The sequence below is a fragment of the Paenibacillus sp. CF095 genome (genome assembly GCF_900101225.1).
Taxonomy (GTDB): Bacteria; Bacillota; Bacilli; order Paenibacillales; family Paenibacillaceae; genus Paenibacillus.
In genome coordinates this window covers 1311633-1337135 of sequence record NZ_FMZN01000001.1, presented here as the reverse complement: position 1 = coordinate 1337135, position 25503 = coordinate 1311633, and the positions used below count along the sequence as shown (strand labels likewise).

The 25503-nt window shown below is 45.3% G+C and carries 23 protein-coding genes; 1 reads left to right on the top strand and 22 read right to left on the bottom strand.

The genetic code is table 11. From position 1 onward, the window contains the following. Nucleotides 1–21: 21 nt before the first annotated feature. The 20 genes from BLS69_RS05920 to metH form a co-directional block, all read right to left on the bottom strand. Nucleotides 22–1572 carry an ABC-F family ATP-binding cassette domain-containing protein gene (locus BLS69_RS05920; RefSeq protein ID WP_091029354.1) on the bottom strand — a complete coding sequence of 517 codons (1551 nt, stop codon included), beginning with the start codon at nt 1570–1572 and terminating at the stop codon, nt 22–24. A gap of 138 nt (nt 1573–1710) precedes the next feature. Then, the gene (locus BLS69_RS05915) at nt 1711–2694 is read right to left on the bottom strand and encodes a hypothetical protein (RefSeq protein WP_091029352.1); all 984 of its coding nucleotides are present in this window, start codon (nt 2692–2694) and stop codon (nt 1711–1713) included. Next, on the bottom strand, nt 2681–3232 hold the full coding sequence (locus BLS69_RS05910; RefSeq protein ID WP_091029349.1) for a hypothetical protein: 552 nt from the start codon (nt 3230–3232) through the stop codon (nt 2681–2683). The genes BLS69_RS05915 and BLS69_RS05910 overlap by 14 nt, the downstream gene beginning before the upstream one ends. After that, on the bottom strand, nt 3229–3627 hold the full coding sequence (locus BLS69_RS05905; RefSeq protein ID WP_091029347.1) for a hypothetical protein: 399 nt from the start codon (nt 3625–3627) through the stop codon (nt 3229–3231). The genes BLS69_RS05910 and BLS69_RS05905 overlap by 4 nt, the downstream gene beginning before the upstream one ends. A gap of 16 nt (nt 3628–3643) precedes the next feature. Next, nucleotides 3644–4129 (bottom strand): hypothetical protein, encoded by a 486-nt coding sequence (locus tag BLS69_RS05900; protein WP_062834890.1) that lies wholly within the window; start codon nt 4127–4129, stop codon nt 3644–3646. A gap of 62 nt (nt 4130–4191) precedes the next feature. Further along, the gene (locus BLS69_RS05895; RefSeq protein WP_091029344.1) at nt 4192–6258 is read right to left on the bottom strand and encodes a hypothetical protein; all 2067 of its coding nucleotides are present in this window, start codon (nt 6256–6258) and stop codon (nt 4192–4194) included. Continuing rightward, nucleotides 6248–8074, bottom strand: a complete 1827-nt coding sequence (locus BLS69_RS05890; RefSeq protein ID WP_091029343.1) for a P-loop NTPase family protein — start codon at nt 8072–8074, stop codon at nt 6248–6250. Before BLS69_RS05890 ends, BLS69_RS05895 begins: the two co-directional genes overlap by 11 nt. 7 nt (nt 8075–8081) lie before the next feature. Further along, on the bottom strand, nt 8082–8912 hold the full coding sequence (locus BLS69_RS05885; protein ID WP_091029340.1) for a CpaE/TadZ family protein: 831 nt from the start codon (nt 8910–8912) through the stop codon (nt 8082–8084). Then, the gene (locus tag BLS69_RS05880; protein ID WP_091029338.1) at nt 8909–9622 is read right to left on the bottom strand and encodes a hypothetical protein; all 714 of its coding nucleotides are present in this window, start codon (nt 9620–9622) and stop codon (nt 8909–8911) included. The genes BLS69_RS05885 and BLS69_RS05880 overlap by 4 nt, the downstream gene beginning before the upstream one ends. A 76-nt stretch (nt 9623–9698) precedes the next feature. After that, a complete protein-coding gene (locus BLS69_RS05875) occupies nt 9699–10718 on the bottom strand; it encodes an SAF domain-containing protein (protein ID WP_091029336.1) in 1020 nt (339 codons plus the stop codon). A 26-nt stretch (nt 10719–10744) separates the two neighbouring features. Then, nucleotides 10745–12223 (bottom strand): serine/threonine protein kinase, encoded by a 1479-nt coding sequence (locus BLS69_RS05870; RefSeq protein ID WP_091029334.1) that lies wholly within the window; start codon nt 12221–12223, stop codon nt 10745–10747. 227 nt (nt 12224–12450) lie between these two features. After that, nucleotides 12451–13500: an SAM-dependent methyltransferase gene (locus tag BLS69_RS05865; protein ID WP_091029333.1), complete on the bottom strand. Its 1050-nt coding sequence runs from the start codon at nt 13498–13500 to the stop codon at nt 12451–12453. A 6-nt stretch (nt 13501–13506) separates the two neighbouring features. Next, nucleotides 13507–14286, bottom strand: coding sequence for an ABC transporter ATP-binding protein (locus BLS69_RS05860; protein ID WP_283945756.1), 780 nt, complete (start codon nt 14284–14286; stop codon nt 13507–13509). Beyond that, the gene (locus BLS69_RS05855) at nt 14283–14600 is read right to left on the bottom strand and encodes a thioredoxin family protein (RefSeq protein WP_062834898.1); all 318 of its coding nucleotides are present in this window, start codon (nt 14598–14600) and stop codon (nt 14283–14285) included. Before BLS69_RS05855 ends, BLS69_RS05860 begins: the two co-directional genes overlap by 4 nt. Then, nucleotides 14600–14938: a cyclic-phosphate processing receiver domain-containing protein gene (locus tag BLS69_RS05850; RefSeq protein WP_091029331.1), complete on the bottom strand. Its 339-nt coding sequence runs from the start codon at nt 14936–14938 to the stop codon at nt 14600–14602. Before BLS69_RS05850 ends, BLS69_RS05855 begins: the two co-directional genes overlap by 1 nt. Before the next feature lie 19 nt (nt 14939–14957). After that, nucleotides 14958–15806, bottom strand: a complete 849-nt coding sequence (locus BLS69_RS05845; RefSeq protein WP_091029328.1) for a deoxyribonuclease IV — start codon at nt 15804–15806, stop codon at nt 14958–14960. Further along, the gene (locus BLS69_RS05840) at nt 15796–16617 is read right to left on the bottom strand and encodes an Fpg/Nei family DNA glycosylase (RefSeq protein ID WP_091029323.1); all 822 of its coding nucleotides are present in this window, start codon (nt 16615–16617) and stop codon (nt 15796–15798) included. Before BLS69_RS05840 ends, BLS69_RS05845 begins: the two co-directional genes overlap by 11 nt. A gap of 6 nt (nt 16618–16623) precedes the next feature. Further along, the gene (locus tag BLS69_RS05835; protein WP_047843396.1) at nt 16624–17433 is read right to left on the bottom strand and encodes a TIGR01457 family HAD-type hydrolase; all 810 of its coding nucleotides are present in this window, start codon (nt 17431–17433) and stop codon (nt 16624–16626) included. Nucleotides 17434–17790: 357 nt separating this feature from the next. After that, entirely contained in the window at nt 17791–18729 is a 939-nt protein-coding gene (gene rnz, locus BLS69_RS05830) for a ribonuclease Z (RefSeq protein WP_017688042.1), read from the bottom strand. A gap of 76 nt (nt 18730–18805) precedes the next feature. Next, entirely contained in the window at nt 18806–22246 is a 3441-nt protein-coding gene (gene metH / locus BLS69_RS05825; RefSeq protein ID WP_091029322.1) for a methionine synthase, read from the bottom strand. Nucleotides 22247–22425: 179 nt separating this feature from the next. Here metH and BLS69_RS05820 point away from each other — a divergent pair, with 179 nt between their 5' ends. Then, entirely contained in the window at nt 22426–22971 is a 546-nt protein-coding gene (locus tag BLS69_RS05820; RefSeq protein ID WP_047843398.1) for a cupin domain-containing protein, read from the top strand. Nucleotides 22972–23067: 96 nt separating this feature from the next. On the opposite strand, the gene BLS69_RS05815 is transcribed toward BLS69_RS05820, so the two are convergent. Continuing rightward, on the bottom strand, nt 23068–23742 hold the full coding sequence (locus BLS69_RS05815; RefSeq protein WP_091020712.1) for a GntR family transcriptional regulator: 675 nt from the start codon (nt 23740–23742) through the stop codon (nt 23068–23070). Between the two features lie 102 nt (nt 23743–23844). Next, nucleotides 23845–25479 carry an ABC transporter substrate-binding protein gene (locus BLS69_RS05810; RefSeq protein ID WP_091029319.1) on the bottom strand — a complete coding sequence of 545 codons (1635 nt, stop codon included), beginning with the start codon at nt 25477–25479 and terminating at the stop codon, nt 23845–23847. Nucleotides 25480–25503: the final 24 nt, after the last annotated feature.

Sequence of the window (25503 nt, the reverse complement as noted above, 5' to 3'; positions counted from 1 at the left end):
TTAAACATTGTCTTGAATCGTTTAGTTTTTCTCAGACCATTCTTCGACATTCCATGTTTTGGTGACCCATCCCTCGTAGAAATCAGGTTCATGAGATACCACTAACACCGTTCCCTTGAATTCTTTCAAAGCACGCTGCAACTCCGCTTTGGCTGTGACATCCAGATGGTTCGTCGGCTCATCGAATAGAATCCAATTGCTTTCACGCATCAAGAGTTTGCATAAACGAACCTTGGCTTGTTCTCCACCACTCAGCATATTAAGTGGACGAGTAATGTGCTCATTTTTCAACCCGCAGCGAGCGAGATGACCTCGGACCTCATTTTGGGTCAAATGTGAAAATTCATTCCAGACATCCTCAATCGGCGTGATATTCCCAGCACGAACCTCCTGCTCAAAATAGGCTGTTTCGAGGTAATCTCCTAAGAAAGTCTTTCCACTGAGTGGAGATATTTTTCCCAGGATGGTTTTCAACAGCGTCGATTTACCCACACCATTACAACCTACGATGGCAATTTTCTCACCACGTTCGATTGTCATTGTCATCTTAGGCAGCAAAGGATACGTATATCCAATTTCAAAATCAATACCCTCAAAGACCGTTTTACTGCTCGCACGGGCATCCTTGAATTTGAACGTTGGTTTGGCCGCTTCATCTGGGCGATCAATACGTTCAATTCTGTCCAGCTGTTTCTCCCGACTCTTCGCTCGACCTGAAGTTGAAGCACGTGCCTTGTTACGCTGAATGAAATCTTCCTGCTTCTTGATGTACTCTTGCTGTTTCTCGTATGCATCAATATGCTGGGCTTTATTCATATCAGCCATCTCGAGGAACTTGTTATAGTTCGCTGCGTATCTCGTTAATTTGGCAAATTCCAAATGATAAATGACATTTACGACTTCATTCATGAATTCCGTGTCATGGGAGATTAAAAGAAACGCGTGCGGGTAGTCCTTCAGGTAACGTGACAGCCATTCAATGTGCTCTACATCCAGATAGTTGGTCGGCTCATCCAGCAAAAGAGCTGTAGGTTTCTCAAGCAGAAGCTTGGCAAGAAGCACCTTGGTACGTTGTCCACCACTTAGAGCTGCGACATCCCGATCAAGACCAATTGCGGACAAACCAAGACCATTGGCCATCTCTTCCACTTTTACGTCAATCAGATAAAAGTCGCCCTGTTCCAGTTGTTCCTGAATATCGCCCATCTCTTCCAGCAACTGCTCCAGCTTATCTGGATCTGCATCTGCCATCTGGTCCGTAATATTCATCATTTCTTTTTCCAATTCAAGCAACGGAAGGAATGCATCCTTAAGCACGTCACGAATGGTTTTGCCTGGGGTAAGCTTCGTGTGCTGATCCAGATATCCATAACGGACCTTAGGTGTCCATTCCACTTTTCCACTATCTTTAAGCAATTTACCGGTAAGGATGTTCATTAATGTGGATTTACCCACACCATTGGCACCAACAAGTCCTACGCGCTCTCCGGCAAGTAAACGAAATGATACATTTTTAAATAACGTGCGATCTCCAAAATTGTGACTTACGTTCTCTACTGACAATAAACTCATAAGATGAGGTTGCTCCTATCTATTAGACATTACTTTTGTTATTGTTCCGAAACCCTATTCTAGCACAGGTCCCGTCTTTTCTGAAAGTAATGTAAACAGTTCAAGAACCTCTTACATGATTTTGTCATACAGGCTACCCTAACGATTAGAGCATTTATATTCGAAATAGCCTTGCGCAGCTGCTTGTCTTGCGTCTGTGAACACCTCTTCAGCACGGTAACCATTACCACATGTGGAGGGGTAATAGTACCTGATACCCGTTAAAGGATCTACCCCACCTACGATGGCCGTTTTCTTCACAAGTCTGCCTCCACCGATCGCATAATTGTTGATCTTCTGGTCACCCACACCTATACCTTGGATAAAGGCCATAATCCCTGTATCGTTAATGGAGTTGTACCAATCTTCCTGCGCAACCAGGGGCATCGTGAACGTATAGGAAATACCGTTCTTTCTGGCAAACTCATTATGGCGGTTAATCACATCAGCCAGATCATCCTGCACAGTAGTCACAATCCGGCTTAGTCTAACTTGTTCAAATACGCTGGTATTCTGAAGTAAAGGAATCTGTGTGCTTGAGGCCAGTTCTTTTTGAAATCCTTCAATCCATTTCCCTGCGTTTGCGTCATAGGCATATACGTAGTCGTCCAGTGTAAAGTTAATACTGTTACCATTAGAATCTGAATATGTATAAGGTTTCTTGGGGCTCCACACTTGCCTGAAAGAATCTTCACGGTTACCCGTCATCTCTGTTTCTGTGGACAACATATAATAGCCATCATAATCCAGAATAACCACGGCAGGAATGTAATTAAACATGTTTTGAATAGCTGCGGGATCATCCTGAATCCCCATATTCAAAGCCATCGTCTGAGTAAATGTTAACAAGGCAAGCTCTTTATCCGCTTTAACAAATTTGGTTGAATCATAACCTGCTTCATCATTTTGTTTCTCATTCTGATGCATGACTGCACCTGCATCCATGACTGCGGTTTGAAGTGCAGATCTGTATCGTTGACCAAGATATTGAGCCTCTTCGGCATCTTGGGTATGGAGTGAGATGATCCAGAAGAGCGGGAAGAAGATCAGCACAAATACAATGGATAGCTCAGTAATCTTCATTGAGGACCATACCTCCGTATGTTACAAATACTGCTGAAGCCTGAGCCGTGCCACTCAACCATTCACGAATGAGCATGGAAGGTGTACGATTTGTATTTTGGAGCGTCACGGTGAAAAAATCCCCTGTCGTCAACGTATATCTTCGGCCAGGATCATCAACCGGTATCACACCTGAGGATGGGAATAGTCTTTCTCGAATCTGAGCTGCATAATATCCATCCTGCACTACCTCATAGGTCCCGGTAAAACTGTTATTGTCCATCGGGTCTGTATAATGAGGTACATATTTCTTATGTAAATGTTCCATCGACACCTCATACAGATTGCCCGTCTGGGCCAGTTGCTCCTCAAACTCAGCCAACATTCGAGGTGAAATATATCCTTTCGTTCGGACAGCATCAACAAAACGTGTTACATTCTGAACAGCCGTCATACGTGTTATATCATCCTGCCGATCAGCTGTTTCAGCAGTTGGGTACACATAGAGCAGAAGGACTGCGAGCAATACGGCAAGCAGCTTGGATGCGGCATTAATCAATTCACACTGGTCTCCTTCCAAAAAACAATCTTGAGCAGTTCTCCAGTTTCATTTCGTATAAACTCTGGTCTGTAGGTAACATAGAGCTGGACAGGAATAGTCGCTATTTTGCTGACAAGTGGATCGATCACATAGGAAGTCCCGTCTACCTCTACAGGAATGCCTGTGCCTGTCATCTGTCTCACGGTATGCAACACTTCCGCACCACTATACCGGGACGGATTGGTGGTATGCAGTGTTGTTGTCAGCCGACCTTCCATGCCTGCTGTTGTCTGTACTCTGTCGTTCAAGGCCGCTGATAAAATCTTAACATTCTGTTGCCCGTACAGGCAGGCTGTCACAAACAGGACAACCGCCGTACAAAACAACATAAGATGCTGTGTATTCCGGGACATGTTAAACCAACTCCTGTCAGGATTGCTGGAAGATCAGCCCTCTTACCACGTTGGATCGGTCTTTTACGATAATGGCTTTGAATTTACCACTTGGATTGACATATTGATTGTCTTTTTCACTCATGGTCTGGTTAATAATCCCCACTTTATCGTCGGGTGCAATAACCGAGCCGTAGTCCGCATTATTGAGATCCTGTGAGATGTTTAGTTGATTGCCGTACCATTGACCCGCTTTATTTTTACCTGTAATAACTTGAATACCGAACTGATCCTTGTCCGCATATTTACGCAGCGCATTCGTAACCTGCGATCCACTGATGGTTGTTCCGTCATATACCGTAAATGCGGCCTGGGACAACTCGGTTTGGATATCAGCAAAATTATTCTGGGCCGTCTTGGTTGCCTCCTGAGCCGAAATAAACAACAGAACTACAATTGTGATCAAAGCGATTGTTAAGAAAATCCCTGCTGCCACCTTTAAAGCGCTTGATGCATTGTTCATGATAAATCCTCCCAAGTTATAAGTTATTAAACTATTTCAGACTGTCACACAGATGAATTGTGCTACAGTTTCTGAATTTGCTCATAATAAATGTTCATCTGCAAGAAACTCATACCGACCAATGGAATAACCAGATACAAAAAGATAAGGGCGTACATAGGTGTAAATCCAATGGTTCTCCCCCATGATGCTTTGACATCTATCATTTTGCTGTACTCTTGCTTGCGTTGTTCAAAATAGAATGCCATCATGCTCTCAAGATCATCGAAGGCTTCACGTATTGATATTTTGCCAAGGGCAAGCTGTAATTTATCAACCAGTCGCTGGAACTCGGGCAAGCCCGCCTCTTCCTTTAATTGTTCAAGTGCAAGCTCTGGCCCATGTTCAAAATGCAACAAACATTTTTGTAGCGGACGCTTGAAAATGACGGCAAATCGATTAAGCCATTCCAATATCTCTTCGACTGACATTCGGTCCATCTCACGTAGAATGGAAATCACTGTCTGGAATTGATAGATTTCATGTCGCATATCCAATCTTCGCATTTTCCGTTGAAATAACATGAGCCATACCGGCATGTAATACCCTGCTACACCCATAAGAATGGCTATAATCATTTCCCACCAGCGTACATATTGCTTGTTGTACACCTCAAGTTTCTGCATAATGCGCGTGATGGTCTCATTCTGGGTATCATGGTCTAACTGAACTGGAGATAACTGCTGTAACGCTTTGGAGACTTCTTCGTATGTAGCTCCTCGGTTCATTTCTACACTTTCCAATACGGATTGATCCAACGCTGTTTTTTCCTCAGCTTTCCTGAGATCCGCTTCAGCCATTGCACCAAACATTCGATCATCCCGGATCGGATCATGCATGATGTGGTTACGTTCAACCTGATGCAATAACAAGATGCATCCCATTGTAAGAACTAAACAACCTGCGAATAACATCACTCGACGAATGGCGAGCCATTCGTATTTCAACTCTGAACTGCTCTCCCTCATGAGCCGTATCGTTTGACTGTACTGTGCACTGCCAGGTTTTGCTGCAAACAACATCGCCAATTTCCGTATGAAGGTCTGCCTGTACAGCAACTGATCCAACCATGAATGCTTATGTCCTGACCGGTAACGAGTTTCATCGTATTGCTGGAGCCTTTGCAGAAGCAAATAAGCAAGGATGATGATGACATAGATCGATATTTTGGTAACAAAACCGATTTTGCTGCGGTAAAATTCATCCATCGTTGGAAAACTGACTCTAGCCCAGCGTTCGATTGGAGCGGTGAACAATACCGGAGCAAGAGCGATAATATTAAGCCCTTTGAGCAGGTAATCCAATTTATCACGCCGCAAAATCTCCAAATGAATCTCCTGAGTTAGGTTACCAAGTCCTTTGAGATAAATAGAACCTTGTGCCCTGTCCTTATCCCCAAACTCCATGACCATATAGGAAACGCCGGCAAATCCTTTGAGAAAACGGTTGGGAGCCACTTCATAATAACGCTCAAGTGCTTCATTCGGATCTGGAGAAGTTAGAGCTTCGTAGATCAGTCTTACCTGTTCTGCTGCTTCTCCTGTACCTGCTTCAGCGGCTTCATATAGCGCTTCCTCAACCATGCCATGCTGATGATACCGGTGCCTTACATCTGCGAAGAGATCCAACATCTGCACCAGCAACCTTTTTTCCATACGACTGAGGCACATATCCAATACCAGGCTGTTTAACACCACAGCACAGAGTACGGAAAGTATTACAAAAGCGATACCCGGCTGCAGAAGAAACAGAATGACACTTATGCCTCCATAACCTCCAAGAATAATCAGAACCACTGTCATCGTCAGCCTGCGAAGTGAAGGCTCATCCCCAACATGGCGGAATGAAATACGCTTCTGCACCTGTAAAATATACGCTGATAACAGTGGGACCTTCATTCCAAGACGGTAGGATTGCAACAAGATTGATCCGACTCCCTTGAGTCCCTTCCCGCTAGGAGCAAGAATAACGCCGGGCTGTCTTGCTGAACCACCTCCTCTGTGACGTAACATACTTAGAACCAGAAGTGTGATCAGCAAACCTCCTGCACAAATACTTAATACGAGGAGCAAAATCCATTTAATTGTCATGCTGATCACCCCAGTGTTGCTTCATAAACTGTTCAAATTTCTCGGCATCCTGTAATGTCATCTGGTCTCGCATATCCACCATGCTTCCAGAGGAAATTGGAGCTGTTGCAATATACTCTCCATTTCTGTACTCCACAACATTACGAAATGTAAAACCTGCCCTCTCTTCCACGCTATCACCTTGATTCGCACGAGGAAGACATTCCGTAATACGTTCGATATATCTTCGTCCCTCAGCATCTTTTTTCATGTGAACATCGAAATTGATGACACTCACAACCTGCTCCTCAGCAATATGCTCATGCTGGAACATACCTGTCTTGAGCAAGGAATTACGGAGGGAGAAAACCAGATCACGGAACGTTTTGGCATGGTGGGTAAACAGGGTGAACAGACTGGCAACCTGAGACATTTGAATCATCCACGCTGCCACTTCATCACTCGCAACCTCACCAAGAATATTGACAGTACCATCCGTTTTTTTCTGCAAATCAAGTCCTTGTTGACCTGAAATGTGTTCGGTCTCTCGGAAACTCAAGATATTACGACGGCTATAGATCCGTCTTAATTGAAGCTCAAACGCCATCTCCTGCACCCGAAGGGTGTAGGATGCATAGATGTGTTTCACCATAGCCATAAGCAACGTCGTTTTACCAGAACCTTGCGCCCCGGTGACTGCTGTAATCCGGCTTCCTTTCATCAGATATTGAAGCAGTGTGATTGGCAAATTTGCGTTGTTACCCGTAATCAACTGTTCAAGTGAAGCATTCGGAATATCGAACTTCCGGACGAAGAACGCCCATGATTCTGCAAAAGGAGGACGAACAACAACGACACGGGAGCCGTCTTTCATCTCGTTCACCTTGTATCCACTTGCTTCCGACAACTGCCCGGGATAATTGTATTTGTATATATTCTGGCATACCCTTTTCAGTTCACGGATGCTGCCAAATGACAGAAAGGATAGATGAATGGACTTACCTTTATAGAAAATCCAGACACTTTCCATGCCGCTAAGCGGTTCTTCATGTTCATCATCCTCCAGTCCTTGATCCAGCAAATCATTCCATGATGCCGGTTTTTGAAGTCCCATATTATGAACAGCATCAAGCATACCGCTAACACCACCACTAACGCCGTCAATACGTTGGTCTCTTATCTCATCAACAACAGAGAACCCTTTATAATGCTGATAGATACGCTGAACGATAATATCCGTCTTTTCTCTGAATCCAAGCTCTCGATATTCGCACTCGAAAACATACTGAATATCCTCCTCAGAGATATAATAACTTCCTCCATCGTCCGTACCTTCCTCCATCCTCAGTCTGCCAAGATCGTAGGTATCAATCATGCGGGAGAGTGCATCAACACCGAACTGCTGTCGGTACAGATAAAACACAATTTCGAATCGGTCCTGGATCGTCAACAAATCTGGTTCTGCAAACAAAATAACTTCATCTACATTTGACTTGTTCAATCCTATGCTTCGTGTCAGCAGATCCCCTATCAGATTTTTGACATACGTTTTGTCGCTGATACTGCCTGAGACACAGCCCTTCAGTGCTTTTCTCATCTCGGCACGTTGATTGATTCTTCGACGATATTCTTCTTCATGCAGACCCGCATCCGCGAGCTGACTATGACTAAGCTCATGAAGTGAGTTCTTCACCTTCTCAATCAACATGTCAATCGTGAATGATTCCTGTTCAGGAACACGAGCATTCTTTTCACGCAGAAACGTTTTATACTTGAACCAGATATAAGTCAGACACAGAATCAAAATTAAACTTATCCATATGGTATTCCAGAGCATCGGAGGTTCAGGCTCCCCTTTCCAGCCTCTTCAGAACTGTGCGCATACCTGCACCGTCCATAATCAGGCGAGCGAGTTCGCTCATGCTTGCAGTAAAGCTCCCTTTACGAATATCCTTATCCTCAGTCAAACTTTCCAACTGCAAGTACCTAGCGACATCTCGCCGATTCATTGCATCCAGGTATCCGGTTGTGTATGGGATCGCTGATATCGTGCCTTTGTATTTGAACTGGCGCCGAATATTGGAAAGCGTTGCACGGGAATGCAAATCGTATTTGTTAATGACAACATGTATATTCTTATTGTTCATTCGTTCTGGCAGGATCTCTTCAAAGAACAACTCCAGATTTCGCATATTTTGATCGAGATTAATTACAACATAGTCCGCCTGTTGCAGCTTGAGCTGTGAATCGACACCAGCATGATCCGCATCCAGAAGAACCAGATCATAATACTCGTTAGCTACATTTAGCAGCTTTTTGACAGTCTCACCATGTTCCTGCGGGGAACGTTCCATCTCATCCATTCTTCCGGTTAGGAAATCAAGTCTTTCCTTAAGAAGTGGCTTGGTATAATCCCTGAGATTGTGCTTATTCAGACTTCCGCTCGAATGCAGCCGTTCAATCGCATCCCAGCCACCCTCTTCGAAGGAGAACATAAAATCCGCTGTATCCGTATCTTTGGATGGTAGGGCAGCTTCTGTGCCAGTTCCGGCAAGGCCTGCATTAACAAGTAACACTCTTGTCCTGTAGTGAAGTGCCATCGCATAAGCACTAATTAATGTGCTTGAAGTGCAACCCGTTCCTGCAAAAGGGCTCCAAAATGTAATGGTGCTCATGCTCTCATCCTCTCTGCTTCTTTCATCGCACGGCGACTACGGACACTTTCCCAACCTGTTAACTGTTGGACCACACGACACAACGATTTTTTGTAGTTTCGTGACAAAGGTCCCAGATGAACTCGGCGATGATGCTCATTCTCAAGCTTAACCGCCGCTGTTAACTCATCCCACGGAAGCACTAAGGATTCTCCTGTCCACACAAACGGACTGCCCTCCAGATACGCCCACAGATAACGAGCTTCAAGCTTGCAGTCAACCCCGTTAATGAAGAGCCTTTGAAATGACAGCTCACCAGGCAAAGATTGTTCATCAAGCAACCGCTTCAACCAACCCTTGCCACGTTCCAGATTGTAACGCTCATAATCACTCACCCAGACTCTTACATCAGCGGTTAGCCAGAGACTACGGGAAGCAAAGTGTGAGGTCTCCATGTCATATAACACATAGTCATAACTGTCCAATCGCTCTCCATTTACTTCAAGATGATTCTCTACAGCTGCTGAAGTGACAAAATGACAAGCGATATCAAATCCTTCAAATTCCGTAATTCGCAAAGACTGCTGACTGTCACCTACACCGTACCCATACTTCTGTTGTAAGGTTCCATCTACGAGCAAGACCTTTTTGCCTGTCGAAGCTAGTATCTTGCAAAGATACAACATCAGATCATTCTTCTCACATAAACCCGCGAAGATCCATGTATGCATAGATGTTACACCCCTTTCTATTTCTTTAAACCTCTGTTATCTGAATTATTTTAATGTGAAAACCTTAGATTAATCTCTACTCTCCACCCGTTAGCAAACTCTGCTGTTCTGTTTGTGAAGCTTCAGCAGGATTATTTACGCTTCCAGAATTAGCTCCTGCCCCGTTTCCTGAACCATCATTCCACATCACTCCATCCGACGTTGCCGAATTATTGGCTGATGGACGACTGTTATAGGTAACTGAGGATTGTGCCACATCCTGTTCCACTCCTTTTGACGGTGCTGTCACGGAGGCGGCCAGTGAACTTTCAAGCGAACTTCGCACCTGTCTGGATAACTCCTGTTCGGCTCGTCGAACAATATTCGGATCACTTTCCAGCAGTTTTAACACTTCTGAATTGGCAGGATACGTCGCGATTGCAGGTGTCTGAAACTGTGGTTCTACATAGGTTAAGGCATAGATTGAAGCTTTATGTAAATAGGCATCTACAATTGCACTTGAGAGTGACAGAATCTCTTCCTCCGTCATCGTAATCCATAAGGTAGCTGCATTGAGTCGTTCCACTTTCTTCTTCGATAAAAGAACATAGTCTTGTCCGGTAGGGAATTGGATACGAACATCAATAATATCTCCCTTAACAAGTGAGGACGGCAGTAATACAACTTGCAGCTCTCGATTTCTTAAATCGGGCGGAGCCGGTGCATCCTCATACACCATCTCGGTGGTAATGGCTGTTCCTTTTTTCAACTCTATTTTGGCCACTTGGCCTTCCATCTGCTTGGTACTGGACCAGAGATTTCGCGGTGCTTGTGCATCTGGAACAGCAATGAGCTTCAGATCCTCCGGTAATATCGGTTCACCTGCTTCAATATCCCGAATCGTAACCCATCCTTGTGCTCCCGAATCCCATTGTTGCTTTAATTCAGCTTCCTTTTCCTCATATGCCGATAAATACCGGGCTTCTACGGCTGACCTGACATCCCCCATCGTTTTGACATTGTAGATAACATATCCTCCGAACACCAACCCTACAGCTCCTGCTCCGATAAGTCCGGCATAGATCAGTTGACGGCTTTGTTTTCTTAATTTAGACAAAAAAGGCTCTCCTTTCGTAATCTCTTCTAATCATGTACTTTCCTTCGTGAAAAGAATGACCGTTTCTTGGGTTGTTGTGCCATCATATGCGTTAAAATATGAGAAAACACTTTATCCATCTGTCCATCCTTGTCAAAAGGATCAATATGTAACGGCAGACTATATACACTCGATGTATCCAGAGCTTTACGAATTCGCTGAACTGCTTCACTTGCTGCCAGAGGCAGACAATATATCCATTTCTCTTGTGGATACCGATGATGTGATCGAACAAAAGCGCCAATCTCCGCCTGTCGCCATTCGGCACCTGAGCCTATCACAATCGGCAGATCTGCACGCAGGAATTCTTCCAGCCGGTTCTGGTCCTGACCACTACCGAGATCCATCACGATGAATTGATAACTCCCCCCAAGCAAAGACAAAATATCCGCTCGCCCGGATTGTTTCCAATAATGCACACCATCCACTGCAAACTGTCTGCCTGCTGGCACCGGTTTACCCGCTTGAGCGATTTGTTGAATTCTTGCAAAGGATTGAGAGCGAGGTGACATTTCAATAACAGCTACTTTGAAGTTTTGCCTTTCGAGATAATGACTGATAGCTATAGCCGTGTGGGTAACCCCTACACCAGATGAAGCACCAGTCAAGGCAATAACTCTTGTTCCGCCATTCAAGGTCATGGTTGCATCTCCACCAGGCGTTATTCCACCGGGTATTCGGAGCAGTTCCTTTCGCACCTCATCGGCAGATTGGAATCGCTCCTCGGCATTATATCTTAACAATCTTCTTGCCACAGGGATGTACGTCCGTGGAACATCGCTCCGGATAGAACTTTCCACACCCTGAATCCATTCCGTATAGGCCCCACTTGTCATAAGATACAGCAGCAATGCTCCGAGTCCATATAGATCTGAACGAGCATCGGTCTGACCCGAGCCATATTGTTCTGGAGCGGCGAAACCAGCAGTTCCCAACTTGACGGTATCTTCGGCACTTTGCGGTTTGTAACTTCTGGCGATGCCAAAATCGATTAATCTTACTTCATGTTCCGGAGTGATCATGATGTTTGATGGTTTCAGATCCCTATAGATCACAGGTGGATTCAGATTATGCAAATAACTCAACACATCGAGCAATTGAAGTACAAGCTCCGTCAACTGCTCCATCGGGATCTTCCCACGACACTGCTTGAAATACTCACTGAGCGTTAACCCGTCGATGTATTCCATCACCAAGTACGTGTACCCATCTTCATCCGGGACAAAAAAATCAACAATTTGCGGCAATCTTGGATGGCGAAGTGATGTCAGAAGAGCGGCCTCCGTCTCCATACTGCCTTCATATGGCATAATCGTTACGCTTTCTTTAATTGCCCATATCTTGCCCGGCAACTTGAGATCCTCCGCCTCGTATACATGGCTCATTCCGCCTGTTCCCAGAATGGATACGATACGATATCTACCTCCCAGCAGGCTTCCGCGTTCCAGCCTGGCCGGATGTCTCATATCAATTCCTCCTTCATTACACAACAAAAAAGGGAAAGCTTCACCGAAGTAGAACAGACCGGATATCCGGTTTCGTTCACTTCGGGATGCTTTCCCTCAGGTTTGTTATGGTTAATATTGGTATCATTATAGTACAGGCAGGAATAGATTGTAAAGCACAAAATTTAATGAGCTTAATCGAATCAATTTCATAATGCCTTTAGCTGCTTTAATCAAGGCTAGATCTCTTAATATTTGACCATATAAAGTGTAATCTCTTCCCGGTTATGGAACAACTGCTTGGAACGTTGAATCTGCATCCGCGAACGCTCAAACGTATCAATCACATCTTTAATGAGTGCGAGCGGCTTTTTATGCAATAACTTCACGGTAACAATCGCTGTTCCCCCGGGTTGCAGACTATATAGAAGGTCTGATACAAGTCGGCTCATCAGCTTGGGACTCCAACTCATATCACATACGAGCAGGTCGAATTCTCCTTCGCGGAAACGAACATCCCCTGCGTTTTTCTTCAAGAAAGTCAGTTTTGGTGATGCCAGCAGCGTTGCATCCATCTTCGCCGGATCTACCGCCGTAACTTCAAGCCCACGTTCAAGCAGGAACGAGGTCCATCCACCTGGTGCTGCACCGATATCAAGTGCTTTATGAAAAGAAGTAAAGTCAATGCCAAACGTCTGCTCGGCTTCAAGCAATTTGAACTTAGCACGCGAAATCTGTCCATCTTCTTTTTGAAAACGTACGGCTCCCCCGCTCCAGTCTGACAGGTTCTGTTCAGGTCTGGATACGCCAGCATACAACATATCATTCGCAGCAAATACGGAAATGACATATTCAGCATCACGTACAACCCATTCGCAGCCTAGCTCATCCAGCTTTTCTGTCAGCAATTGCTTCAATGAGGCCGCATTTTCTTGCCAAAAGGACCCTTCTGTCTTCCGTACCTGCAGCACGACAGGGGTACCAGTCAGTTCCTTATGATTCAGCACAAATGCAATCAATTTCTCGATAGATTGTTCCGAATCTTCTGTATTCTCCTGAAACTGAACAGGTTGAATATGACGTAAAAACGTTGGATACTCTGCCCACAGCTTATCTGCAACTTCTTCCTCCGCTACAGGCAGACCCGCAAGCAATATTTCTCCTGGTACGAGTACCGTGCTCTTCACCGCACCAAACGTACGACGCAACTCTTCCTGAGCATAAGGGGCAAAGCCATGATTGGCCGTGCAGATAAAACGGGAGAAGTTGCCTTCTTCCCAAGACGATTGTGTACTCAAATTGTGTTACCCTCCAGAACGTACGCGTATCCACGGACGACCATTATCCCACTGGATATCGACCGGCACATCGTACGTATGCTTAATTGTATCTTGTGTCAAAACTTCATGCTTGGGGCCAGCTGCCGCAATACGTCCATCGCGGATCAAGGCCACATGCGTAAATAAAGGTACGATCTCTTCAACATGATGTGTTACATACACAACTGTAATGTTACGCTGGCGCAGACGATCAATCTCAGCCAGCATTTTCTCACGTTCATATAAGTCTAGTCCGGCACAAGGCTCGTCCATAATCAGCAATTTTGGCTCAGCCATTAATGAACGAGCAAGCATGACTTTTTTACGCTCCCCTTGGGATAACGTTCCAAGCGGGTTGTTGGCCAAGTTGGCAAAGCCCATGTCATCTAACAAACTCATTGCCTTTGCTTTTACTTCATCAGGAATTGTCTGATAAAAACGCAAAAAAGCATAAGCTCCTGTAGCGACGACCTCCCATACCGGATCTCTGGGTGTGAGTTTCTCAATCAACGTTTGGCTGATATAACCGATTTCCTTACGTACTTCCCTGACGTCACATTGTCCATACAAATTACCGAGTACTTCAATGCGTCCCTGGCTTGGAAACATATATCCGTTCATCATTTCCAGCAACGTTGTTTTGCCAGAACCATTCCGACCCAGAATAACCCAATGTTCGCCTTGTTCGATGCACAAATGTACGTCATCCAAGATTTGATTCTCTTCTCGTCGAAGTGAGACATGTTCCATCGAGATTATACTCATTTCAGCACCGCCTTCCGGATCTCCGAGAGTAAATGCTCCACAGAGCTCATCCGATAAACCATTTTTGGAACATCTTGCTGGCCATCAAACAGCATCACTGCTGGTACGCTTGAAATTTGAAATTGTTGCACAAGTTCAGGAATGTCATGGATGTTCATTTCGGATAAAATACCTTCTGGCAGCATGTGCTCCACTACCTCCAACATACGCCGCGCTGCCGCACATGTCCCACATAAAGGGGTATATATAAATACAGCCTGTGGCATGCCTTCCCATACGCCGCGCATTAACATTTTGGATGTAATTGGCTTCATTAACGTTCTTCTCCCGCAGCAACACGCAGCATGACCTCACCCGTCATTGGACCATTATGAATGGTTACCGAATCCGGTTTATTGCTATATAACATCTCGTACATCTGGCGTTTCCCAAACATACTGGACGTATGCAAATAGATCTCACGCGGAAATAAACCTTCTCGTACAATGGATGCCGCAACCTCTCCGCCATTAGGCGAATCTGGACCAAGCTCATAATCCAGAGACAAAATGTCCACGTCACCTTCTCTTAGCAGCATCAGGCACTCTTCTGCATTCGTTGCCAGAACAAACCCTTTCGGACATGCCCGATAGTCATCCAAAAAAACATGCATACAATCGCTCCTCTCCCCACTATAACCAGGAACGCATGAGCACTATATCATCACGGTGCGTTCCATCTTCGCCCGTTTCTGTTTCAAGCACAACAACCGCTTTTTGGAACTCAGGCGCAGTTAACAATGCTTTCATTGATTCATTTCCGATATATCCCTGTCCGATTCTCGCATGTCTATCCTTACACGAACCAGACGCATATTTGGAATCATTAAAATGTACAGCAGCAACATTATCCCAGTATCCGAGCTTCCTGCCCTTATCAAGCATCGCAGCTTCGTTGCCTGACGCCCAAATACCTGAAGCAAAAGCATGGCATGTGTCAAAACAAAAAGCAATATGCTCCGGATATCGGCTTAATTTGCGAATCTGTATCATTTCTTCCATTGTCGTGCCCATCGGGCCATGATCACCTGCCTGATTTTCAATCAGCACCTTTGAATGTCCATTCCAATTCTCCAAGGCGGTATCCAGACAATGAATGAGGTTCTGATAACCCTCCAGCGGATCGTTTGTTTTGATATGTCCAAAATGGACCACCGTCCCAACAGAACCGCAAGCATTCGAAATTTCAAGATCATTGCGAATAGAAGCTATTGTAGCATGAAACCCCGCCTCTCCACGGGTCACGCCCAACGCCGGATTCGTAGGATAGGGTGAATGTGCAATCGAAGCCAGTCCATGCTGTTCACACCAATCCCTGCACTGCTCAGCATCCTTAAGATCCAGACTTTTCAGGCTGAGACTGCGCGGGTTTTTCGGAAAATACTGAAACGCCGTTGCCCCCATCTCATACGCTCTCTTGGCTGCCTGAAGAAATCCACCTCTGGTGCTAACATGTGCCCCGATACCAGTTTTAGGCCTCATGCTGGCATTTCGGACAGAAGAACGCCTTCTTGCCCGTAATTTCCACTCGTTCAATTGTTCCCCCGCAGCGCGGACAAGTCTCGCCTTCCCGATCGTACACTCGACATTGCTCGTCAAAACTTCCTGTCTTCGTATCGCCTTGCATCAGTGGCATTTCCATATAACCACCCTCAGAAGCCGCTTCACGCAACACGGACTGCATCGAATGGAACAAGCGCTCCGTCAGCTCAGGTGAAGTCGCGATGTTCTGCGTTTTGGAGCTTGGTCTCAGACCAGCAGCAAAAGCAATCTCATCCGAATAACAGTTGCCAATCCCTGCAATGATATGCTGGTTTACCAACGTTGTCTTAAGTGTACCCCGACGACCTTTCAACAGAGAAGCAAAACGTTCCACGTTCATCCGTCGATCCAATGGTTCAGGTCCAAGATCAGACATCGCCTCTTCGGTTTCTTTCGAAGTAAGCAGATGTAAATAACCCAAGCGCAGTCCAATAAAGAATAAAATGTGATCGCCAAACTGGATTTCCACTTGTGTGGAACGATCAGGGCGTTCCTCTTCCGTGCCCCAGAAAATCATACCGCCCAACATGAGATGCAGCACCAGACGTTTGCCATTAGCTAAGTGGAAAATCAGATGCTTCGCTCGGCGCTCAACAAATATGATGCGATTACCTGTAAGTTCATTGATGAACAGATCAGGCTCCGTATTTATCGTTTTATCGCGGTTAATTACAACACCTGTAATCAGTAGATCAAGTATTTTCTCGGACAGCAAGGTCCGGTAATTTTCCATTTCCGGTAGTTCCGGCATCGTACATTACCCCTTTTTGGAAGCTTGGTCTGCCTCTTGCGACAGCCACTCCATCAATTTATGCAAATCTTCAAACACATGATCAGGTCGAGCCTTGGCTGCTTGAATGTGTCCATCCATATTATCCCGTGTGGTCACACCGGTAAGTACCAACAGCGTCTCACACCCTGCTGCCACTCCAGCTGCAATATCGGTTCGCATATTATCTCCGATCACTGCCACTTCATGAGACGCCAGGTTTAGCCGGCTAATGGCCGACTTCATTATAACACTCGATGGCTTGCCAATAACGGTAGGATGAACTCCGGTTGCTGCTTCAATTGCTGCTCCAATAGTCCCCGCCCCAGGTGTCAGTCCATCATCGGAAGGAAGCTGCAGATCCGGGTTGGTCATGATGAATTTTGATCCCGCATTAATCCACCTTAGCGCCTTGGTCAGTTTATGGTAGGAAAATTCACGATCAATCCCCTGTATCACGTAATCTGGTGCATCTTCCGTCAGCTGTAGTCCTGCTTTTTCAATGGCTTCCAGCAGTCCTGCTTCTCCAATACATGCCACTTTTGCACCAGGGGACTCTTCAGCAACATATTCAGCAGCCGCCACAGCAGAAGTACATACTTGAGACGCGTCGGCAGGTATGCCCATCCCGTTCAGATGATCTGCCACACCTTGTGGTGTACGGGAAGAATTATTTGTTACGAATAAATACGGCTTTCCTAGCTCTTGCAGTGTTCGAATAAGCTGATCGGCTCCTTCGATACGATGTCTGCCATGATAGAGCGTACCATCCAAGTCAATCAGATAGGCCTTAATCACACACAGCACTTCCTTTCTTCATTCCATTAACATTTAATGTCCTTAATCATTTACCTCGAACTTGACCGCGAACCTATGTATTCAGGCAAAAAAATAATGGCTTGCTGACATATGCACGCAACAAGTCGAACCGGATCGAACAGCGACGGTTTAACTCGCGCGTCTTCTGTACAAGCTTGTCATTTCCTGCGCTTTCCCGGAAAATAATTTGAATCATTTCCCTCTTCATATTGCCCATCCTACACGCTTTCTGACCAGATTGCAAAAGGGACCGCGGGAGTTCCTCTCCCTCAGTCCCGTGCAATTACCCGGATCTTTATATGACGTGTTTAGCCGTGCACTGGTTCGCAATCAGGGTTAAGATTCTTGCTTGCGATGCACGACAGGAATAAGCTGGTGTTCGTTTGCAAGTCTGGTATTCGGGAATACGGACTGCGCCTCTTCCAAAAGTGGCTGAAGTTGATCCTCATCCTTATAGCGTGAACTGAAGTGAGTCATGATTAGTTGCCCTACATTGGCTGCTCTAGCCGCTTCTGCCGCTTGTTTAGAAGTACTATGATAGTACTCATGCGCTGTATCGGCCAAATCATGCATGAATGTAGCTTCATGCACAAGTACATCTGCATTGATGGAAAGTGGCTGTACGTTGTCACATGGACGTGTATCACCTAATATGGTGATCACCATGCCTCGTTTTGGCGCTCCCAATACATCTTCTGGACGAAGCGAATCACCGTTATCCAGCGTAATGGTTTCTCCACGTTTCAGTCGGCCGAACAATGGGCCTGGTTTCAAACCGTATTCCGCCAGTTTGGCTGGGTCCAGGCTTCCTGGACGATCTTTTTCCGTAATCCGGTATCCATAGCTGTCAATCCGATGCTCAAGCAAAGCAGCTTCCACGATAAAACTGTCATCCTCGAACAGGACGCCGCCCGTATGTTCCACGATATTCAAATCATAGTTCACCCGGGATTGGCTAAGCTCCATTGTTGTACTGATCATTCGTTCCGTACCTGGCGGACCATATACGGTTAATGGTGTGGTGCCACCTTGATAGGCTCTGCTCGAAAGCAGTCCTGGAAGTCCAAATACATGATCACCATGCAGGTGAGTAATGAATATTTTCTCCAATTTGCTCAGTTTAAGCGGAGAACTTAAAATCTGGTGCTGCGTTCCTTCCCCGCAGTCAAACAACCACAAAGCTCTGCGCTCATCCAACATGCGTAGCCCAATGGAAGTTACATTCCGTTGAAGCGTAGGTACACCAGCATTAGTTCCCAGGAAATATAGTTCCATTCTGGATCGCACCTCTTTCTGTTGCCAGCAAAAAACCTCCGACATTGCGGAGGGCTTTGCCTGACACTCTACTGATTTATGCCTTTTCTACGTTAAAATACTTGGCTTGCGGATGGCTGAACACCATCGCTGATACAGATGCTTCAGGTTCCATCATGAAACCTTCCGTCAATTCCACACCGATATCCTCAGGCTGCAGCAACTTGAACAACGGCCCTTGATCTTCCAGATCCGGACAAGCCGGATATCCAAAGGATACCCTGATTCCCTGATAACGTGCCCCATGACGTTGCTTCATGGTCATCTGAGCAGAATCAGGGAATCCCCAGATATCTCTCATCATATGATGCACACGCTCAGCTAATCCCTCTGCTACTTCAAGCGCTACGGATTGCAGAGCATGCGAGCGAAGGTAATCCCCTTGATCTTTCCACGCAGTGGATAGTTCACGCACGCCGTGTCCGGCAGTAACAACCATAAAACCAACGTAATCCATTTGACCGGATTCAACAGGTTTCAGGAAGTCGGACAGGCACAGGAACGGCTCAACTTTTTGACGTGGGAACGTAAAGGTATGCAAGATATTGCTGGTGTCCTTTGGATCATAGATGATGATGCTGTTACCACTGGACTGTGCCGGGAAGAAACGATACATGGCATGTGCCTGAATAATCCCGTCACGAACAGCCTCTTGCATAATATCGTCCACGACTGCTTTCAGGTCTGTAGCCTTTTTGTCACCTGAAGCAAGCAGTTGTTCTACTGATCCACGCAACCCCAGATGATGTCCAAGCAACATCTGCATGTTCACGTATGGCAGGATATGTGATAATGGGTAGTTACGCATCGTATGCCGCTCCAGATCAGGCGGGACAAGAACCGGATGATCTACAGCAATATCCGAACGCTCCACTCGTGTAAGCTCTGGAAGAGCCTGAACAGCTACAGCACCTGAAGCATCAGCTTCTTTCTCAGCTTCCATCTCCAGTTGCATCGCTTCACGTGAAACGGGATTCATCAATTTGTTTGCCAGATCCAGACCATCCATCGCGTCTTTGGCGTAAACAACCATTCCGTTATATTCGGGACGGATACGATTTTTGGTGAATTTACGTGTTAGCGCCGCTCCACCAACCATAATAGGCACATCAATACCTGCTGTTCGCAAATCCTGAGCAGTAAGAATCATCTGCTGCGCTGATTTTACCAATAACCCCGAGAGGCCGATCGCATCGACTTTTTCTTCTCGGTATGCCTCAATAATACGTTCTGGTGGTACTTTTATACCCAAATTAATGATCCGGTAACCGTTATTGGACAGGATGATCTCTACCAAGTTTTTACCGATATCATGCACATCGCCCTTAACCGTGGCGAGAATGATCTTGCCTTTAACCGAAGTCTCATTCTTCTCCATAAATTGCTCCAGATATGCTACAGAAGCCTTCATAACCTCCGCACTCTGCAACACCTCAGCTACAATCAACTCATTGTTGTTAAAGAGACGACCTACTTCCTCCATCCCCCGCATCAGTGGACCGTTAATCACTTGAAGTGCTGTATATTTGGCAAGTGCCTGTTCGAGATCTGGCAGCAATCCTTCTTTACTTCCTTCGACTACATATGAAGCGAGACGCTCTTCTAATGAAAGGTTCGAGATTTTTTCCTTCTTCTCAACCTTTTTGTTACGGAACGCCGCTACGAACGCCGCCAGTGTGTCATCATTCGTGTTATATAAAAGCTCTTCCGAGAGCCTGCGTTCTTCTTCTGGAATGGACGCATAACGCTCCAGTTTCTCTGTGTTCACGATGGCATAGTCGAGACCTGCTTTGGTACATTCATACAAGAACACAGAGTTCAGCACTTCACGACCTGCTTCAGGCAGTCCGAATGAAATGTTACTGATACCGAGTATCGTATGACATTCAGGCATCGCTTCCTTAATAACTCTTATACCTTCAATGGTTTCTTTGGCTGAACCGATGTACTGTTCATCTCCGGTACCAACCGGGAACACCAACGTATCAAAAATCAGGTCTTCTGGTTTGAGTCCATATTTGTTCACTAGCAAATCGTAAGAGCGCTTGGCTACGTCAAGCTTGTCTTCCCGACTAATCGCCTGACCCCGTTCGTCAATCGTTCCGACAACAACCGCACCACCATATTTATGAAGCAAAGGCGTAATCAACTCAAATTTCTCTTCGCCATCCTCAAGGTTAATGGAGTTAATTATCGCTTTACCTTGTGAGTACTGAAGGGCCAGATCAATTACTGAAGCATCCGTCGTATCAATCATGAGAGGAACCTTAACTTTTTTCACAACCAGTTCAAGGAACTTCACCATGTCTTCAGACTCTTCACGGTCCGGATCTTGTACACACACGTCAACAATGTGCGCTCCATTTTTCACTTGAGCACGAGCAATTTCCGAAGCTTCTTCATATTTGCCTTCTACAATGAGTCGTTTGAATTTCCGTGATCCCAGGACGTTCGTACGCTCACCAACCATGTACGGACGATTGTCCTGTTCAATGTAGATTGGTTCTATACCAGACAATGCCGGTGGATGTGTTCCGTTCATTTCTCTTGGGGGGTACTGGGCAAGTGTATCGCGCATCGCCCGAATATGTGCAGGGGTTGTCCCGCAACATCCACCAGCAATATTCAACCAGCCCTGTTCGGCAAAAGCACCAATCTTCTGAGCAAGCGAGTCTGGTGACTCATGGTAATTACCGTTCTCATCCGGAAGACCCGCGTTCGGGTAACAACTAACGGCAACCGATGCCATTCCAGAAAGCGAGCGAATGTGATCACGCATGAACTCAGGACCCGTAGCACAGTTTAGTCCTACCGAAATTGGGTTAAGGTGTTCTAAGGATATATAAAAGGATTCGATGTTCTGACCCGCAAGGGTCGTACCCATCGGTTCTATCGTTCCTGATATCATCAGGGGCAGTGTAACGCCACTCTGTTCGAAGGCCTGCTGAATTCCAATGCTGCCTGCTTTTACATTGAGGGTATCCTGTGAGGTTTCGAGTAGTAGCGCATCAACGCCTCCCTCTATTAAAGCAAGCGCTTGCTCCAAATAACTGTCGATAAGTTCCTGGAACGTTACTCCCCCAGTTACAGACAGTGTTTTGGTTGTTGGTCCCATCGCACCTACCACATAACGTGGAGATTCAGGTGTAGAGAAACGATCAACCGCCGCTTTCGCAATTCTGGCTGCTTCCAGGTTGATCTCACGTGCCCGATCCTGAATATCGTACTCAGCAAGTACAACGGATGTGGCACCAAATGTATTGGTTTCGATTAAATCGGCTCCAGCCTCCAGATATTCTTCATGAATGCGCTGGATCAGCTCTGGACGAGTAAGCACTAACATTTCATTACATCCATCCAAATCTTCGCCGCCAAAATCTTCGCCAGTCAGATCAACTTGTTGAATCATGGTCCCCATTGCACCGTCGAGGATTAATATTCGTTGTTTTAATGCATCGTGTAGACTAATCTTATCCAATATCTTCACCCCCGCAAAACGTTAAATCTTAGTTTAACAGAAACTAACTTAATGTGAAAGATCGGGTTTGATCCCGAAAGATGGCGGGTTTGCACGAATATGAACGGAATTTGAGAATCGACAAAAACAAAGCAATCCGATATAATTCAATTAAACCAAGTGGAAAAGAGGGAAAGAACATGGCTGAAATTGTTATCCGAAATACGAACGAACGCATCACTGGTGACGAAAATGTTCGAAATTTCTTGAACAAATACGAAGTATTATACGAGAAGTGGGACGCATCCAAACTGAACACTGATCTGCAAAATAACTTTGGATTAACTGATGAACAGAAAACTGAGGTTTTGGAAACTTACGATTATGAAATCAGAGATTTGGCTGCACGTCGTGGATACCAGATCTGGGATGTCATCACGCTGTCCGAACAAACACCAGATATCGAAGAAAAGCTGGCCAAGTTCGAAGAGATCCACACCCACGCTGAAGATGAGATTCGTGCAATTGTCGCTGGTAAAGGAATCTTTGTTATCAAAGCTACAGACGATGTAGGCTACTTTAATGTAGAATTGTCTCCAGGAGACGTTATCTCTGTACCTGAGAATACACCGCACTTCTTCACTTTAATGGAGAATAAACAAATTATTGCTGTACGTCTGTTCATCGAAAAAGATGGCTGGATTGCAGATCCATACCCTGATCCTACTTTTATCAAACAAGCCTAACACTCTCGTGTTACAACTTGCTTAACCAAAACCCCTGTTCAATTGAACAGGGGTTTTCGCATATGCATATGGAGAGTATTATACAACATCGTTGCATTATATAAAATAATGCGGGTATTTCGCCTTAATCGATTCCTGTTCAATAACAACTAGTCTAAGATGAGCTTCCATCACCTGAACAGCTTGCTCAGTCTGCCGCTCTGTGATAAGCCGATAAATCTCTTTGTGTTGGGAAATAATGACCTCCAGGTTGGAGTCCTCCGCTAGACGTAATAAACGCAACCGATTAAACGGAATATTCAGTTGTTGCAACATTTTCCATGTTCTCAGCTTCCCCGTGCCCTGGAACAAAATCTGATGAAACTCTTCATCCAGTTCAAAAAGCCGATAGAAATTGTTTTTTCCTATACAGACTTCCTGCATTGCAATGTTGGTTTCAAGTCGAAATCTGAACTCTTCAGGAAAAGAAACACAAGCCAAAGTCACGATTTCCTTCTCCATCTTCTCCCGCATAAACCTGCCTTCTTCCACATGCTCCAGATTAATATGAGAGACGATCGTTCCACTCTGGGGAATAATGTCCAGCAGTTCTTCTTCAGCAAGCTTCATGAATGCTTCTCGCACAGGTGTTCTGCTCACCTGCAGTTCATCTGCAATCTCTTTCTCTGAAATCTTGGTACCCGGCTTAAGTTCCAGATGAAGAATTCGTTCTTTTAACAGGTTATATGAATATGCCCGGGTCGAGCCTCTAATTTTTTGATTAAGTGACATGCCTAGACCTCTTTCTATCAGCCGTATTCATTCATCTTAGCACAAATTACCGTTCCACTTATATATCGGTGTGAAACGGTAATCTGGCCAACATCAACTATATTATTGCTTGTTTTCTTTGTAGGCTTTGTACGTATCATTTGCCAGCTTCAGATAATTAGATAAACCTTGACTCTCCAGCTCTTTGGCAAATGTATCGAATTCAGACAAGTTCCGCTCACCCAAAATAAATTTAAGTGTATTTTGATCCGAATAGTCTTTCAGTGGTGTACTCAGAAGTGTCACCCGTTCACGGTCCTCTGAAGAGTAAGGAATCGGTGGTTCTGCCGGGATCACTTCCTTGGTATCCTTCATGTCTTGCTGGAATTTCAACTCTTCTTCACTAAACATCGATTGCAGCAGATCTGTGGTACCCCCGTAGGCAAATACACCACCAGAGAATCCATAGTCAATACGCAAGTCTTTCGTTCCTTTCGGATTCAAGCCATTGTAGTTCACGTCTTCTACCAATTTACGTGTTCCGCCCTCTTTGGTAAATGTTTCGCCTTCAACGCCCCATTTGGCAAACTCTTGACCCTCATCGCTGTAGTATAACCAATCAATAAATTGCATAATAGCTTTGAAGTTTTCGCTTTTTTGAATTTTCCCGGAGATCATAACACCGTTTTCAAGTCTGGAGCCGGACATTAATTGCCCTTTTGGTCCACCAGGTACTGTAATCTTTGCAACTGAGTATTTACCTTCTCCCAGCGTTTTGTTCATATCATTTCGGTGCAGCACCACCGTTTGGGAATTACCATTAATCATGAATGATTTTCCGGATACAAATTTCTGTACAGCCTGATCATCATCCTGTGTAAAGCTCTCCTTATCGAGTAGCCCTTCGGATACCAACTTGTTAAAGTACGTTAGCAACTCTTTATATTCTGGTGTTGTAGCCGTGTACACAAACTCATCCTGATCTTCCTTATACGTCAATCCGTTACCAAAACCCCATCCAGCCTTGGTACCAAAGCCAGTAGCAGCGATGTTCAACGTACTATTAAATTGGAATCGGTCCGAAAACGGAATGGAATCCGGATAAATCTCTTTCAGTTTCTTCGCTGCATCATACAATTCGTCCCATGTGGTCGGGATGGCGATGTTATTTTCTTCAAAAACATCCGTTCTTACGAGTAGTGTGTAATCTGGCCATACTTCTTCATGCAGACCCGGGAGTACATAGTACTTTCCATCTTCCTGTCGAAGTCCTTCAAGTTCATCTTCCAGACCCCATTTTTCCACTTTATCCTTGAAATTTGGCATCAAATCAATATAATCACTAATTGGCAAAATCGCACCGGAGGATACAAATGCAGACTCTTCACCAGGGTACGTTTTAGGAATAACCAGTGGTGCATCACCGGAGCTAATCAACAGAGATCTCTTCTGAGGGTAATCACTCATGGGTACAATCGTTGGCTCAAGCGTAACACCCGTCAGTTCGGTAATTTTATTAAAAAGTAACCAGTCTTTTTTGTATGGATAACTAGGTTGATCACTATATAGTATGGAGAGATTAAATGGCTCAGTCGCCTTGAATGTATCCCCTACATTGTACGTCTCCATCGCTGCCTTGGTTTGAACTTCTGTGACGTCACCTCCAGCTCCGGTACCGCTGCTACATGCTGCCAGAACAACGGTCATCATTGTTGCCAACACCATTTTACCAACAAACTTACGTGGCTTTTGATTCATTTAGGTTATCCCCCTGAATTTGGT

What these genes read in the sequence shown, in the direction of transcription:
- BLS69_RS05845 (WP_091029328.1), bottom strand. Translation starts at nt 15,806, where the DNA reads ATGAGGCCTAAAACTGGTATCGGGGCACATGTTAGCACCAGAGGTGGA.
- BLS69_RS05905 (WP_091029347.1), bottom strand. Translation starts at nt 3,627, where the DNA reads ATGTCCCGGAATACACAGCATCTTATGTTGTTTTGTACGGCGGTTGTC.
- BLS69_RS05850 (WP_091029331.1), bottom strand. Translation starts at nt 14,938, where the DNA reads ATGCATGTTTTTTTGGATGACTATCGGGCATGTCCGAAAGGGTTTGTT.
- BLS69_RS05885 (WP_091029340.1), bottom strand. Translation starts at nt 8,912, where the DNA reads ATGAGCACCATTACATTTTGGAGCCCTTTTGCAGGAACGGGTTGCACT.
- BLS69_RS05920 (WP_091029354.1), bottom strand. Translation starts at nt 1,572, where the DNA reads ATGAGTTTATTGTCAGTAGAGAACGTAAGTCACAATTTTGGAGATCGC.
- BLS69_RS05870 (WP_091029334.1), bottom strand. Translation starts at nt 12,223, where the DNA reads ATGAGACATCCGGCCAGGCTGGAACGCGGAAGCCTGCTGGGAGGTAGA.
- BLS69_RS05895 (WP_091029344.1), bottom strand. Translation starts at nt 6,258, where the DNA reads ATGACAATTAAATGGATTTTGCTCCTCGTATTAAGTATTTGTGCAGGA.
- BLS69_RS05840 (WP_091029323.1), bottom strand. Translation starts at nt 16,617, where the DNA reads ATGCCGGAACTACCGGAAATGGAAAATTACCGGACCTTGCTGTCCGAG.
- BLS69_RS05915 (WP_091029352.1), bottom strand. Translation starts at nt 2,694, where the DNA reads ATGAAGATTACTGAGCTATCCATTGTATTTGTGCTGATCTTCTTCCCG.
- BLS69_RS05860 (WP_283945756.1), bottom strand. Translation starts at nt 14,286, where the DNA reads ATGAGTATAATCTCGATGGAACATGTCTCACTTCGACGAGAAGAGAAT.
- BLS69_RS05880 (WP_091029338.1), bottom strand. Translation starts at nt 9,622, where the DNA reads ATGCATACATGGATCTTCGCGGGTTTATGTGAGAAGAATGATCTGATG.
- BLS69_RS05810 (WP_091029319.1), bottom strand. Translation starts at nt 25,479, where the DNA reads ATGAATCAAAAGCCACGTAAGTTTGTTGGTAAAATGGTGTTGGCAACA.
- BLS69_RS05820 (WP_047843398.1), top strand. Translation starts at nt 22,426, where the DNA reads ATGGCTGAAATTGTTATCCGAAATACGAACGAACGCATCACTGGTGAC.
- BLS69_RS05855 (WP_062834898.1), bottom strand. Translation starts at nt 14,600, where the DNA reads ATGAAGCCAATTACATCCAAAATGTTAATGCGCGGCGTATGGGAAGGC.
- BLS69_RS05900 (WP_062834890.1), bottom strand. Translation starts at nt 4,129, where the DNA reads ATGAACAATGCATCAAGCGCTTTAAAGGTGGCAGCAGGGATTTTCTTA.
- BLS69_RS05890 (WP_091029343.1), bottom strand. Translation starts at nt 8,074, where the DNA reads ATGCTCTGGAATACCATATGGATAAGTTTAATTTTGATTCTGTGTCTG.
- rnz (WP_017688042.1), bottom strand. Translation starts at nt 18,729, where the DNA reads ATGGAACTATATTTCCTGGGAACTAATGCTGGTGTACCTACGCTTCAA.
- BLS69_RS05815 (WP_091020712.1), bottom strand. Translation starts at nt 23,742, where the DNA reads ATGTCACTTAATCAAAAAATTAGAGGCTCGACCCGGGCATATTCATAT.